Source organism: Pseudomonas mercuritolerans (genome assembly GCF_025706525.1).
GTDB lineage: Bacteria > Pseudomonadota > Gammaproteobacteria > Pseudomonadales > Pseudomonadaceae > Aquipseudomonas > Aquipseudomonas mercuritolerans.
Map to the genome: position 1 here is coordinate 828,769 of NZ_JAMSHA010000001.1, position 12,621 is coordinate 841,389.

12 protein-coding genes and 4 tRNA genes are annotated in these 12,621 nt (G+C 59.2%); 5 read left to right on the plus strand and 11 right to left on the minus strand.

Going from position 1 to position 12,621, the window contains the following annotated elements:
- Nucleotides 1-62 precede the first annotated feature (62 nt).
- The 5 genes from ND528_RS03830 to ND528_RS03850 form a co-directional block, all read right to left on the minus strand.
- The gene (locus ND528_RS03830; protein WP_130912016.1) at nt 63-470 is read right to left on the minus strand and encodes an SEL1-like repeat protein; all 408 of its coding nucleotides are present in this window, start codon (nt 468-470) and stop codon (nt 63-65) included.
- Nucleotides 471-842 carry a hypothetical protein gene (locus ND528_RS03835; RefSeq protein ID WP_003223109.1) on the minus strand — a complete coding sequence of 124 codons (372 nt, stop codon included), beginning with the start codon at nt 840-842 and terminating at the stop codon, nt 471-473.
- Nucleotides 839-1,180, minus strand: coding sequence for a helix-turn-helix domain-containing protein (locus ND528_RS03840; RefSeq protein ID WP_263469734.1), 342 nt, complete (start codon nt 1,178-1,180; stop codon nt 839-841). The genes ND528_RS03835 and ND528_RS03840 overlap by 4 nt, the downstream gene beginning before the upstream one ends.
- Before the next feature lie 112 nt (nt 1,181-1,292).
- Complete coding sequence (locus ND528_RS03845) at nt 1,293-1,748, minus strand: YkvA family protein (protein ID WP_263469735.1); 456 nt, start codon at nt 1,746-1,748, stop codon at nt 1,293-1,295.
- A gap of 292 nt (nt 1,749-2,040) precedes the next feature.
- On the minus strand, nt 2,041-2,757 hold the full coding sequence (locus ND528_RS03850) for an FKBP-type peptidyl-prolyl cis-trans isomerase (RefSeq protein ID WP_076566750.1): 717 nt from the start codon (nt 2,755-2,757) through the stop codon (nt 2,041-2,043).
- Between the two features lie 260 nt (nt 2,758-3,017).
- Between ND528_RS03850 and ND528_RS03855 the strand changes: the two genes are divergently transcribed.
- Together ND528_RS03855 and ND528_RS03860 are read left to right on the plus strand one after the other, a co-directional pair.
- Nucleotides 3,018-4,838: a di-heme-cytochrome C peroxidase gene (locus ND528_RS03855; protein ID WP_408005024.1), complete on the plus strand. Its 1,821-nt coding sequence runs from the start codon at nt 3,018-3,020 to the stop codon at nt 4,836-4,838.
- Nucleotides 4,835-6,013 (plus strand): catalase family protein, encoded by a 1,179-nt coding sequence (locus tag ND528_RS03860; RefSeq protein ID WP_263469737.1) that lies wholly within the window; start codon nt 4,835-4,837, stop codon nt 6,011-6,013. The genes ND528_RS03855 and ND528_RS03860 overlap by 4 nt, the downstream gene beginning before the upstream one ends.
- 167 nt (nt 6,014-6,180) lie before the next feature.
- On the opposite strand, the gene ND528_RS03865 is transcribed toward ND528_RS03860, so the two are convergent.
- From ND528_RS03865 to ND528_RS03880, 4 genes are all read right to left on the minus strand, one after another.
- Nucleotides 6,181-6,257: transfer RNA gene (locus ND528_RS03865), tRNA-Asp, on the minus strand.
- A 19-nt stretch (nt 6,258-6,276) separates the two neighbouring features.
- Nucleotides 6,277-6,352, minus strand: a tRNA-Val gene (locus ND528_RS03870).
- Between the two features lie 190 nt (nt 6,353-6,542).
- A tRNA-Asp gene (locus ND528_RS03875) sits at nt 6,543-6,619 on the minus strand.
- A 19-nt stretch (nt 6,620-6,638) separates the two neighbouring features.
- A tRNA-Val gene (locus ND528_RS03880) sits at nt 6,639-6,714 on the minus strand.
- Nucleotides 6,715-6,873: 159 nt separating this feature from the next.
- On the opposite strand from ND528_RS03880, the gene rdgC reads away from it, so the two are divergent.
- From rdgC to sugE, 3 genes are all read left to right on the plus strand, one after another.
- Complete coding sequence (gene rdgC / locus ND528_RS03885; RefSeq protein ID WP_024012190.1) at nt 6,874-7,794, plus strand: recombination-associated protein RdgC; 921 nt, start codon at nt 6,874-6,876, stop codon at nt 7,792-7,794.
- Between the two features lie 144 nt (nt 7,795-7,938).
- Nucleotides 7,939-8,904, plus strand: a complete 966-nt coding sequence (locus ND528_RS03890; protein ID WP_041479525.1) for a bile acid:sodium symporter family protein — start codon at nt 7,939-7,941, stop codon at nt 8,902-8,904.
- 120 nt (nt 8,905-9,024) lie between these two features.
- Nucleotides 9,025-9,339, plus strand: coding sequence for a quaternary ammonium compound efflux SMR transporter SugE (gene sugE / locus ND528_RS03895; RefSeq protein ID WP_024012188.1), 315 nt, complete (start codon nt 9,025-9,027; stop codon nt 9,337-9,339).
- A gap of 114 nt (nt 9,340-9,453) precedes the next feature.
- Here the strand turns inward: sugE and ND528_RS03900 are convergent, their stop codons facing one another.
- Nucleotides 9,454-11,325, minus strand: coding sequence for an MFS transporter (locus ND528_RS03900; RefSeq protein ID WP_263469738.1), 1,872 nt, complete (start codon nt 11,323-11,325; stop codon nt 9,454-9,456).
- A 96-nt stretch (nt 11,326-11,421) separates the two neighbouring features.
- Nucleotides 11,422-12,573 carry a TDT family transporter gene (locus ND528_RS03905; RefSeq protein WP_263469739.1) on the minus strand — a complete coding sequence of 384 codons (1,152 nt, stop codon included), beginning with the start codon at nt 12,571-12,573 and terminating at the stop codon, nt 11,422-11,424.
- Between the last annotated feature and the right edge of the window lie 48 nt (nt 12,574-12,621).

Sequence of the window (12,621 nt, forward strand, 5' to 3'; positions counted from 1 at the left end):
GAAACGTAAACGCGGCGTGAGGAAAACCTCACGCCGCGTTTATTTAGAAGACATACATGGAATTACTGCGTTGAATCACCAGCCCTCAGCTGTTGCAGCTTCAGCTCGGCCAACGGGTGGCCGGCCTTGGCGGCCATGCTCCACCAACGAGCGGCCTCAACGGGATCCGGCGCCTTGCTCGGCGTACCGGCGAGGCTGATCACGCCGACTTGATAAGCGGCTTTACCGTCGCCGGCCAACGCCGCCAGACGCAGCAGACGCACGCCTTCTTCACGCGCGCCTAGCCCAACGCCGCGAAAAGTCAGAATGTGCCCATAAAAGCTTTGAGCATCGACATCGCCGAGGTTGGCCATGCGCGCAAACTGGCCCTCAAGCCAGCGCCAGCCACGCGGCTGGCGAACGAACCACGACCAATGAAACAGCCTGCGGGCCAGCCAGTAACCGGCCCGCGCCTTGAGCCACAGAAACACTCAGGCCTCCGCCGATTCCGGGTACTCGTATTCGAAGACGCGCACCACTTCAGACGCATGCCAGGAGGCCGCCGCGACGCCATCCGACGGCCCGGAAAAACGCCCCAGACGCTCGACACATTCAAAGAACCCGGTACGCGGCAAACGACTCGCGCCCTGACTGATGACCAGCGAACTGCGCAACGGCTGCTCGGCTTTGGCATCCAGTGCGGCCAGATGCTCCAGCGCAGCCGTCAGCGTCTGCATCGCCGGCGTCGGCAGCTGCAAACGCTCAAGCAAGGCTCGATAGGTCAGAAGATGGCGCTGACGGCGCGCCTGGTCCAGTTCCCCCAGCAATCCGTCCCAATGTTGACGGCTGATGCGTACGCTCACGATTCATCCCTCCAACCCGGCACCGTCAGTTCCCAGGCCAGGCTGCGGCGAATCGCGGCGTCGGGCTGACGCTCACCATTTTCGATCATGGCCAGGTAAGACGGGCTGATGCCTACCGTGCGGGCCAGCGCCTCGATGGCGATGCCCTTCCCTTCGCGCAAACTGCGTAATTGATCCAGACCCGGAAGAATCGGCTCCGGCGAGGTGGCGAGCGGCGCTGCTGGCTGCTGCACCGGTGCTGCGTTGATCCCTGCTGCTTTCAGTAAAGCCTGATATTGAGCCCACGGCAGAACCGCGTATTCGGGTTCGCCATCGCGTGCAATTATCTGAATATCCATGACTACCCCGTAGGACAACACCACTTAGCGAGTCGGCACTTTTCCCTAGAAGTGTAATCCTAACAGCGGCTAAGGTCGCGAGTGGTATCTATCTGTAGGCAGTCTTGGTCAGTCAGGGCTTTTTCGGGCCTTGCAGCTGCAATTGTTCAGGGGTATCAGGGAGGCGTTCAACCACCGCCAGCTTTTCGGGTTGCTGGCGTTTGCGCCACAGGCGGAAGGCGTTGAGTTCGTCATCGAGGGTTTTCATCAGCCAGGCGAGGACAGCGATGTCATCGAGCATGCCGAACATGGGAATGAAATCCGGAATGGCATCCACCGGGCTGAGGAAATACATCAGGCCCGCCACCACCGAAATCAGCGACTTGGCACTGATCGCGCGATACTCGCCACGCCAGTAGGCCAGGCATAACGACTGCAGCAAGCGCAGATCATCCTGGAGTTTGCCCAGACGGTTGCCTTGCGCGGCGCCTTTGCTGGCCACGGCAAACAATAGGGTCGGCAGGCGCCCACGGGCCAGCAGGCGACCGGCCAACGGCAGGAATCGAGCGAAATTCCACGGAGCTTTCATCTATTCTTCCCGTTGAAATGTTATCCACACAAATTGTGGATAACCTTGTGAACAGAGCTGCATTTCAGCGCTGAGAGCCCCGTTTCATAAGGGCTGCGCTCAGATCGGGCGTTTTTTACTCACATAAAAAAGCCCAATATTTCATTGACTTGGCAGCTCAGGGCGTCTAGCGCGGGCAGCCTCAAAGCTATGACTGTGTTGAACGGCGTCAGTTCGCTCTGTTTACCTTTCCCAACCTGCAGATGCAACAACGCCCCGCATTAGCGAGGCGTTGTTTTCGAGCCGTTGCGTGTTACTTGGCAGCGGCTTCTTCTTTGGCTGGATCCTTGATGGCCAGCAGTTCCAGGTCGAAGACCAGAACCGAGTTGGCCGGGATTGCCGGGCTTGGCGACTGAGCGCCGTAAGCCAGATCGCTAGGGATGTACAGTTTGTACTTCTCGCCAACGTGCATCAGTTGCAGACCTTCAACCCAACCCGGGATCACGCCACTGACTGGCAGATCGATCGGGCTGCCGCGCTCGACGGAGCTGTCGAATACGGTGCCGTTGGTCAGCTTGCCGGTGTAGTGAACAGTGACGACGTCGGTCGGCTTAGGCTGTGGGCCATCGGCTTTCTTCACTACTTCGTACTGCAGGCCGGAGGCGGTTGTGGTTACACCAGCCTTCTTGCCGTTTTCTTCGAGGAATTTCTTGCCGGCGGCTGCCGACTCTTCGCTCATCTTGGCCATACGCTCTTCAGCACGCTTTTGCAGCGAGGCGAAGGCTTCGACCAGTTCTTCATCTTTCAGCTTCTGTTCTTTCTTGCCAACGGCATCTTCGATGCCCTGGGCTACCGCTTTGGAGTCCAGATCATCCATGCCTTCCTGGGCAAGGCTTTTGCCCATGTTCAGGCCGATGCCGTAGGAAGCTTTTTGCGCCGGGGTTTTCAGCTCTACGCTGGTCTGCGAGTCACAACCCGCGAGTACCAGGCTAACCAGGGCTACCGCCGCCGCCAACCGATGCTGTTTCATGCTATTTCCTTGTTCATGCGCCGAATGGGCAATCGAGTAAAGCCGCGAGCTTATCAGGCCGCCACGACCAATGGCTACCGGCATGAGAGCAGGAATCTTCCGATAAGTTCAGGGATTAAAACGCATTTGGACGATGGCTGGATGAAGCTTCTGTCATCCGTGGACGACAAGGCTCGTCGGCTCATGGCTCAACATCTGGCGTAATGGCCACTTGCCCAGCCAGCGCCGCTCAGGCATAACAGCGCAACAATTCGACAAGGATGTTCAACTTGCGCCTCTTATTCCGCGTTATCAGTGTGGTGATAGTGCTGGCGTTAATCGCCGTTGCGGTGATTGTCTATTACGTCGCCAACCCGAAATTGCCCTTCTACACCCCGCCGCAACAGGTACGTTATCTGGATCAGTGGAGCGAAGAGCAACGGCAGACCTACTACTTCACCCCCCAAGGTACGCAAGTCAAGGGCCTGCGTTACGAGTGGTTCCAGGCACTGGAATTGCCCTTCTCCGAGCAGCGCTTCGCCTCCCCTGAATACCTCGCCCGTTTCGGCTTCCTGGTCGACCCGCAGCAGAAAGCGAGCGCGAACAATCCCGGCAACCTCCCCGTCGGTTTTGCCCGGCACCAGAATCCCGGTAACGCCTCCGAGCACTATCTGGACATCACCTGCGCCGCTTGCCACACCGGCGAGTTGCGCTTCAAAGGCCAGGCCGTGCGCATCGATGGCGGTACCGCGCAACATGTGTTGCCTTCCAGCGTTCCTACATTGCGCGGTGGCAGTTTCGGACAGGCCCTGGTCGCAAGTCTGGCCTCGACCTATTACAACCCATGGAAATTCGAGCGCTTCGCCAGAACCGTTTTGGGTGATGAATACGACACTCGTCACGAGCAATTGCGCAAAGACTTCAAAACCTCGCTGAATACTTTCCTCAGAGTGGCCTGGAACGACACCCATCGCGGCCTCTATCCGACCGAAGAAGGCCCGGGCCGCACCGACGCGTTCGGCCGAATAGCCAACGCCACGTTCGGTGATGCGATTTCCCCTGCCAACTACCGAGTGGCCGATGCCCCGGTGGATTACCCGCAGCTATGGGACATGTGGACGTTCGATTGGGTGCAATGGAACGGCTCTGCCCAGCAGCCGATGGCGCGTAATATCGGCGAGGCGCTCGGCGTCGGTGCCACGCTGAATTTCTTCGACGCCAACGGTCAGCCGCTGCAAGGCGCTGCGCGCTATCCCTCCAGCGTGCGCGTGCGCGATCTGCACGCCATCGAAAAAACCTTGCAGCAGCTGAAGCCGCCGACCTGGCCGGAAGATCTGTTCGGTGCGATCGACAAGCCGCTGGCCGCCAGAGGCCGCGCGCTGTTCGCGGAAAACTGCGCCGGCTGCCATGTCCCGCGCCAATCGCAGGAAGGCGAACGCTGGGTGCAGCACTTGCACATGATTCCCGTGGAGGTGATCGGCACCGATCCGAATGCGGCCAACAACATTGCCAGTCACCGTTTCGACCTGAGCGCACTGCAATGGGATGTCAATGAGCTGGAAAAGATGGACGTCAAACTGCACCCCGAACCCAAGGAGCGGCTTGATCTGAGCCAATTGTCGGTGGCCAAGGGCCTGGCTTACGTCACCGCGTTCGTGGAAAACCGGGCCTATCAAGAAGCGAAGATCACGCCGGAAGAAAAACCGCGCATGGACGGTTTCGGCCTGCCGATCGGCGTGCGCGAAAAAGTCGCTTATAAGGCTCGACCGCTGGCAGGCGTGTGGGCGACTGCGCCGTTTCTGCACAACGGTTCGGTGCCGAGCATCTATCAGTTGCTGTCACCGCAGGATGAGCGCGCCACTACTTTCTATAAAGGCACGCTCGAATACTATCCGCGCCACCTCGGCTATCGCACCGAGCCTTTCACCAACGGTTTTCTGTTCGACACGCGCATCAGCGGCAACCACAACAGCGGCCACGAATTCCGCGCCGGCGCGCGCGGCAACGGGGTGATCGGCCGCCTCCTGCAACCCGAGGAGCGCTGGGCGCTGCTCGAATACCTGAAAGTACTGGGCGGTCCACTGGAGGCGCAGTTGCCATGATCATGCCGACATTCAAAATAGAACTGCCGCCACTCGCGCGCTTCTGGCTCTGGTTGGGGCGCTTGCTTGGCAAGACGCTGCTGGTGCTGCTGATCATCGGCCTGCTCGGCTGGGCCATCGCCGCCGCGTGGTTCGCTTGGCAGCATCGTGGGCCGGTGTCGGCGCAGGAACAGATTCCAGCAGGCGAAGCGGCGATGACCCAGGACATCATTCAAACCGCAGTGCGCATCGTCGACCAGCACCGCGAACCCACGCGTTATCTGCGCGATGCTCACGCCAAAGCGCATGGCTGCGTGAAGGCGCAAGTGCAGGTGTTACCGGAACTGGCGCAATCGCTGCGACGGGGTGTGTTCAGCGAGCCGGGCAAGACCTGGCAGGCGTTGATCCGGTTGTCCAACGGCAATGCCTATCCACAATTCGACAGCATTCGCGACGCGCGCGGAATGGCGATCAAGTTGCTTGAGGTTCCTGGCACGCAACTGCTCGGCAACCGCCAGGACCAGCATGAACAGGATTTCGTGATGTTCAGCCATCCGAATTTCTTTGTCAGCAATGTCTCAGAGTATCGTCAGAATGTGGCGGCGCAGGCTGACGGCAAGAGGGTCATGGCGTTTTTTCCGACATGGGATCCGCGCACCTGGCAGGTCCGTCATCCATTCATCGCGTTGGCAACCCTGTCAGCGCCGCCGGACAGTCCGACCGAGACCACATATTTCTCGGTATCGCCCTACAAGTTCGGTGAGGCCAATGCGAAATTCCGCGTCGTGCCGGATCCGGACAGTTGCCCGGCGTATACGCTGCCCAAACAGAATCACGACTTGCCGAATTTCCTGCGCAGTGCACTGAATCAACAGTTGTCGACGGATCGGGTGCCGGCGTGTTTTGCCTTGCAGATCCAGCGCCAGGACGAGAACAAATACATGCCGATCGAGGACACGAGCATTGAGTGGCGTGAGCAGGATGCACCGTTTGAAACCGTGGCGCGGATCACCCTGCCCGCTCAGGACTTCGATACGCCGGCGCTGAATCTGCAATGCGACAACCTGTCGTTCAATCCGTGGTTCGGCATCGAGGCGCATCGGCCGATTGGCGGGATCAATCGCTTGCGCAAGGCAGTGTACGAGGCGGTGAGCGATTATCGACACAGTCAGAATGCCTCTGCACATCCCATGTAGGAGCTGACGAGTGCAACGAGGCTGCGATCTTTTGATCTTGTTTGAAAAAAGCCAAAAGATCGCAGCCTCGTTGCACTCGTCAGCTCCTACAGAAATCGCAGACAGCAAAAAGCCCGCGCAAGGCGGGCTTTTTGTGGTGTCTGGCGTTCAGTTCCAGATACCGAATATGGCGCAGCGGACGGGACTCGAACCCGCGACCCCCGGCGTGACAGGCCGGTATTCTAACCGACTGAACTACCGCTGCGCGAAACGCTTGAAACGAATGGTGGGTGATGACGGGATCGAACCGCCGACATTCTGCTTGTAAGGCAGACGCTCTCCCAGCTGAGCTAATCACCCTTCGCTTCGTTACGGGGTGCATTATGCCACAAGTTTTCGTAAAGTGTTGATTTAATTGAATATTTTTCAAAAAAATCTGAAAACCGGTGAAACGATACATCCCGCGGGTACAACCTTGAGACAGAAAAAAACCCGCTTCAGCGGGTTTTTCCGTGGCGACCTGGCGTTCAGTGGTCCAGGTTACCGAATATGGCGCAGCGGACGGGACTCGAACCCGCGACCCCCGGCGTGACAGGCCGGTATTCTAACCGACTGAACTACCGCTGCGCTAAACACTTGAAACGAATGGTGGGTGATGACGGGATCGAACCGCCGACATTCTGCTTGTAAGGCAGACGCTCTCCCAGCTGAGCTAATCACCCTTCGCTTCGGTGTGGCGCGCATTCTACGGAGCACCCCAACCTCTGGCAAGCACTTTTTTAAATAATTTTCCGAGGCCTTCCAAAGGCTTAGAGAAGGGTTGGCCTATGCCCCGGCGAAGACAATAATGCCCCCCTTTGTATAAAGGAGTGACTCACCCCATGTGGTTCAAGAACCTGCTGATCTATCGCCTGACCCAAGACCTGCCTGTCGATGCCGAGGCGCTGGAAACTGCACTGGCGACCAAACTGGCGCGGCCGTGTGCAAGCCAGGAGTTGACCACTTACGGTTTCGTCGCGCCGTTCGGCAAGGGCGAAGATGCGCCGCTGGTACACGTCAGCGGCGATTTCCTGCTGATCTCTGCGCGCAAGGAAGAACGTATTCTCCCGGGCAGCGTCGTGCGTGACGCGGTCAAGGAAAAGGTCGAAGAGATCGAAGCCGAGCAGATGCGCAAGGTCTATAAGAAGGAACGCGATCAGATCAAGGATGAGATCATCCAGGCGTTCCTGCCGCGCGCGTTCATTCGTCGCTCGTCGACCTTCGCTGCGATCGCGCCGAAACAGGGGCTGATCCTGGTCAACTCGGCCAGCCCGAAACGCGCCGAAGACCTGCTGTCGACCCTGCGCGAAGTGATCGGCACCCTGCCCGTGCGTCCGCTCACCGTGAAAATGGCACCGACTGCGGTGATGACCGAGTGGGTCACCACGCAGAAAGCCGCCGACGATTTCTATGTGCTGGACGAGTGCGAACTGCGCGACACCCACGAAGACGGCGGCATCGTCCGTTGCAAGCGTCAGGACCTGACCAGCGAAGAAATCCAGCTGCACCTGAGCACCGGCAAAGTCGTCACTCAGCTGTCGCTGGCCTGGCAGGACAAACTGTCGTTCATGCTCGACGACAAGATGACCGTCAAACGCCTGAAATTCGAGGATCTGTTGCAGGATCAGGCGGAACAGGACGGTGGCGACGAAGCCCTGGGCCAACTGGATGCCAGTTTCACCCTGATGATGCTGACATTCGGCGACTTCCTGCCGGCACTGGTTGAAGCGTTGGGTGGGGAAGAGATGCCGCAGGGGATCTGACTCTGACGAGTATCTAACCTGTGGGAGCGAGCCTGCTCGCGAATGCGGTGTGCCAGTCAACATTATTGTGTCTGGCTCACCGCATTCGCGAGCAGGCTCGCTCCCACAATGTTTTGTGGTGTAACCAAAAATAAGGATCAAGCCATGCGCGCACTGGCTGCACTCAGCCGCTTTGTCGGCAATACCTTCGCTTACTGGGTTCTGATATTCGCCGTCGTGGCCTTCCTGCAACCGGCGTGGTTCATCGGCCTGAAAAGCGCGATCGTACCGCTGCTGGGTCTGGTGATGTTCGGCATGGGCCTGACCCTCAAACTCGACGACTTCGCCGCCGTCGCTCGCCACCCATGGCGGGTGGCGCTGGGCGTGGTTGCGCATTTCGTGATCATGCCCGGTGTGGCGTGGTTGCTCTGCCAGGTGTTTCACCTGCCGCCGGAAATCGCCGTCGGGGTGATTCTGGTCGGTTGCTGCCCGAGCGGCACCTCTTCGAACGTGATGACCTGGCTGGCGCGCGGTGATCTGGCGCTTTCCGTGGCGATTGCCGCGGTCACCACCCTCCTCGCCCCACTGTTGACCCCGGCACTGATCTGGCTGCTCGCCTCGGCGTGGTTGCCGGTATCGTTCATGGAGCTGTTCTGGTCGATCCTGCAAGTGGTGCTGTTGCCGATCGTTCTCGGCGTGGTCGCGCAGCGGCTGCTCGGCGACAAGGTGCGGCATGCGGTGGATGTGTTGCCGCTGGTGTCGGTGGTCAGCATCGTGATTATCGTCACCGCCGTGGTGGCGGCGAGTCAGGCGAAAATCGCCGAGTCCGGCCTGCTGATCATGGCCGTGGTCATGCTGCACAACAGCTTCGGTTATCTGCTCGGCTACTTCACCGGGCGCCTGTTCGGCTTGCCGCTGGCGCAGCGCAAGTCGCTGGCACTGGAAGTCGGCATGCAGAATTCGGGACTGGGCGCGGCATTGGCCAGTGCGCACTTCTCGCCATTGGCGGCGGTGCCGAGCGCGCTGTTCAGCGTCTGGCACAATATTTCCGGAGCACTGCTGTCGACGTACTTCCGGCGCATGAGCGAGAAGGAAGACCGCGACAACCTCGCGCAACGGGCTGCCGATTGAGGCTGAAAACTTGATCCCCGGGTTAATGCTCGTCAGTATATTGCGCAACGCGGGGACGACCCTGCGGCTCGATCGAGTCATTCATCTGGGGACGACCCCGTCAATCGATGGAGGTCCTGCATGTCCTGGATCATTCTGTTTTGCGCCGGCCTGTTCGAAGTCGGCTGGGCCGTCGGCCTGAAATACACCGACGGCTTCACCCGCCCGCTCCCCACCGCCCTCACCGTTGCCGCCATGGCCATCAGCCTTGGTTTGCTCGGTCTGGCGATGAAGGAATTGCCGTTGGGTACGGCCTATGCGATCTGGACCGGTGTCGGTGCGGTGGGCACGGTGATCGCCGGGATCATTTTGTTCGGCGAGTCGATGGCATTGATTCGGCTGGTCAGTGTGGCGTTGATCGTCACGGGTTTGATAGGCCTTAAAGTCAGCGCTTAAGCCACTACTGTCTTCGCGAGCAGGCTCGCTCCCACATTCAACCGCGTTCCGTCATTGGAACAGGGTCAACTGTGGGAGCGAGCCTGCTCGCGAAGGGGCCTTTTGATACACCGACTATCTAACAGCCCCGCGCAACTCCCCCACCAACACCTGCAACTTCGCTGGCTCGGCCCCTTCGGTAATCGCCGGTCCGGCCACCAGCGTCACCCGCGACCACAAGCGATGGAACAAGCCCTTGTTCGGATCGCGACTGAAGAAACTCCCCCACAATCCTTGCAGCGCCAGCGGAATCACCGGTACCGGGGTCTCTTCGAGAATCCGCGTCACGCCGCCACGAAACTCGTTGATCTCGCCATCGGCGGTCAACTTGCCTTCCGGGAAAATGCACACCAGTTCGCCGTCCTTCAGATACTGAGCGATGCGAGTGAAGGCTTTTTCGTAGATCTGGATATCTTCCTGGCGTCCGGCGATAGGAATCGCGCCCGCCGTGCGAAAAATGAAGTTCAGCACGGGCAGGTTGTAGATCTTGTAGTACATGACAAAGCGAATCGGCCTACGCACCGCCCCGCCGATGAGCAAGGCATCAACGAACGACACGTGGTTGCACACCAGCAGCGCCGCGCCCTCGTCCGGGATCGCTTCAAGGTTGCGGTGCTCGACGCGGTACATGGAATGGCTGAGCAGCCAGATCATGAAGCGCATGCTGAATTCCGGAACGATCTTGAAGATGTAGGCGTTGACGCCGATGTTCAGCAGCGACACCACCAGGAACAGTTGCGGGATCGACAGCTTGGCGACGCTCAACAAGACGATCGAAACAATCGCCGACACCACCATAAACAGCGCGTTGAGAATGTTGTTGGCGGCAATCACCCGCGCCCGTTCGTTTTCAGCTGTGCGTGACTGGATCAGCGCGTACAGCGGCACAATATAGAAACCACCGAAAATGCCTAGGCCAAGGATGTCGATCAATACCGCCCAGGTGTGCACGAAGCCCAGCACGGCAATCCAGCTATGGCCGGTGACGCTGTCCGGGATCCCACCGGAATGCCACCACAGCAACAGGCCGAACACGGTCAGGCCAAACGAGCCAAACGGCACCAGTCCGATCTCGACTTTGCGCCCGGAGAGCTTTTCGCAGAGCATCGAACCCAGCGCGATGCCCACCGAAAACACCGTCAAAATCAACGTGACCACGGTTTCGTCACCGTGCATCCATTCCTTGGCGTAGGCCGGGATCTGCGTCAGGTAAATCGCCCCGACAAACCAGAACCACGAGTTACCGACAATCGAGCGCGACACCGCAGGCGTCTGGCCCAGACCGAGTTTCAGGGTCGCCCAGGACTGGCTGAAGATATTCCAGTTCAGGCGCATTTCCGGCGACGAGGCCGCCGCGCGCGGAATGCTGCGGCTGGCCAGATAACCCAGCACGGCAATGCCGACGATCGCTGCGGAGACTACCGGCGCGTAGTGCTCGGACGACATCATGATCCCGGCGCCGATGGTCCCGGCGAGAATCGCCAGAAACGTGCCCATTTCCACCAGACCGTTGCCGCCGACCAGTTCATCGTCGCGCAAGGCCTGCGGCAGGATCGAATACTTCACCGGGCCGAACAACGCCGAGTGAGTGCCCATGGCGAACAGTGCCACCAGCATCAGCGACAGATGATCGAAGAGGAAGCCGATCGATCCTACGGCCATGATGGCGATTTCCGCGAGCTTGATCAGACGGATCAGCGCGTCCTTGGCGAATTTTTCCCCGAACTGCCCGGCCAGCGCCGAGAACAGGAAAAACGGCAGGATAAACAGCAGCGCGCAGAGGTTGACCCAGATCGAGCGATCGCCCTCGATGGTCAACCGATAGAGGATGGCGAGGATCAACGACTGCTTGAACACGTTGTCGTTGAACGCGCCGAGCGACTGGGTAATAAAGAAGGGCAAAAAGCGCCGGGTGCGCAACAGGTTGAACTGTGAGGGGTGACTCATCTTCCGTGTTTCCTGATGTTAGGTAGTGAGGCCTGGGTGCTTGTTATTGGAATCCCGCACCACGATCCAGGCCACACCTTACCTAAACTTTTCGGATTATTTCTTCAAACCTGCAATACACGGCGAGACAAACAGCTCGCCACGCCACGCGCCCTGCACGGTGCGCTTGCCGACGATCAGCCACATTACCGCCAGCAAAATCACCAGCGCCGTACCGAACACACTGAAAAATGTCAGGTTGAGGATACTTGCCAGTTTCAGCGTCGCCAGCGAATACACGCCCAATGGGAAGGTGAAGCCCCACCAGCCGAGGTTGAACGGAATGCCGTCGCGTAGATAACGTACGGTGATCAAAAGTGCCATCAACATCCACCACAGACCAAAACCCCACAGCGTAATCCCCGCCACCAGGCCCAGCCCCAAGGCGATTTCGCCGACACCGGGCAGACTATTCGCAGCAAAAATCGCTGGCGCCTCACCGCCCAACAGCAACATGCCCAACGCACCGGTGCCGATCGGCCCCAGCGCCAGCCAGCTCGACGCAGCCATGTTTTCGTGGGGCAGTTTGTGCAAGGCCATGCGCAACAACAGGATGGTCAGGATGCTGAACGCCACTGGCAGGGAAAAAGCCCAGAGCACATAGCTGGTGGTCAATACGATGAGCTGCCCATGGGCGTCGGTCAGATGCGGGGCGAGCAAGCCGCCGCTGGCCGCTGCCACTTCCGCCGCCACTACCGGCAGCAACCAGACGGCGGTCATCTGATCGATGCTGTGTTCCTGGCGGGTAAACATCATGTACGGAATCAGCACGCCACAGGCCAGCGACATCGCCACATCAATCCACCACAACACTTCAACGAGCTGGATGACACCGTCGCCCCAGCGCGGCAGGCCGAACAACAGAAAACCGTTGATGATCGTCGCCAGGCCCATGGGAATGGTGCCGAAGAACATTGACACGGTGGAATGGCCGAAAATCCGCCGCGCCTCGTCAAAGAACAAAATCCAGCGCGCGGCGTAGGCAGCGGTAAACAGGCTGAACAAGAGAATGTTGAACAGCCACAGCCCCTCGGCCACGGCGCGCAATCCGGGAATGGCCAGCGGCAACTGAGCAATTGCCAATGCCAGCACACCGGTGCCCATGGTTGCGGCGAACCAGTTCGGCGTGAATTGGCGAATCACTTCACGAGGATGTTGAAGCTGACTGAAAGGTTTGTAGCCGGGGGTGACACTGTTGGGGCAAATCATCATGAACTCCTGTCCTCTGGTGAGGTTGAGTCCATGGTAGATCCGAAT

Excerpts from the sequence above, each read along its gene's own strand:
- ND528_RS03840 (WP_263469734.1), bottom strand. The coding sequence starts at position 1,180 with ATGGATATTCAGATAATTGCACGCGATGGCGAACCCGAATACGCGGTT.
- ND528_RS03845 (WP_263469735.1), bottom strand. The coding sequence starts at position 1,748 with ATGAAAGCTCCGTGGAATTTCGCTCGATTCCTGCCGTTGGCCGGTCGC.
- ND528_RS03850 (WP_076566750.1), bottom strand. The coding sequence starts at position 2,757 with ATGAAACAGCATCGGTTGGCGGCGGCGGTAGCCCTGGTTAGCCTGGTA.
- ND528_RS03855 (WP_408005024.1), top strand. The coding sequence starts at position 3,018 with ATGTTCAACTTGCGCCTCTTATTCCGCGTTATCAGTGTGGTGATAGTG.
- ND528_RS03860 (WP_263469737.1), top strand. The coding sequence starts at position 4,835 with ATGATCATGCCGACATTCAAAATAGAACTGCCGCCACTCGCGCGCTTC.
- rdgC (WP_024012190.1), top strand. The coding sequence starts at position 6,874 with ATGTGGTTCAAGAACCTGCTGATCTATCGCCTGACCCAAGACCTGCCT.
- ND528_RS03890 (WP_041479525.1), top strand. The coding sequence starts at position 7,939 with ATGCGCGCACTGGCTGCACTCAGCCGCTTTGTCGGCAATACCTTCGCT.
- sugE (WP_024012188.1), top strand. The coding sequence starts at position 9,025 with ATGTCCTGGATCATTCTGTTTTGCGCCGGCCTGTTCGAAGTCGGCTGG.
- ND528_RS03900 (WP_263469738.1), bottom strand. The coding sequence starts at position 11,325 with ATGAGTCACCCCTCACAGTTCAACCTGTTGCGCACCCGGCGCTTTTTG.
- ND528_RS03905 (WP_263469739.1), bottom strand. The coding sequence starts at position 12,573 with ATGATTTGCCCCAACAGTGTCACCCCCGGCTACAAACCTTTCAGTCAG.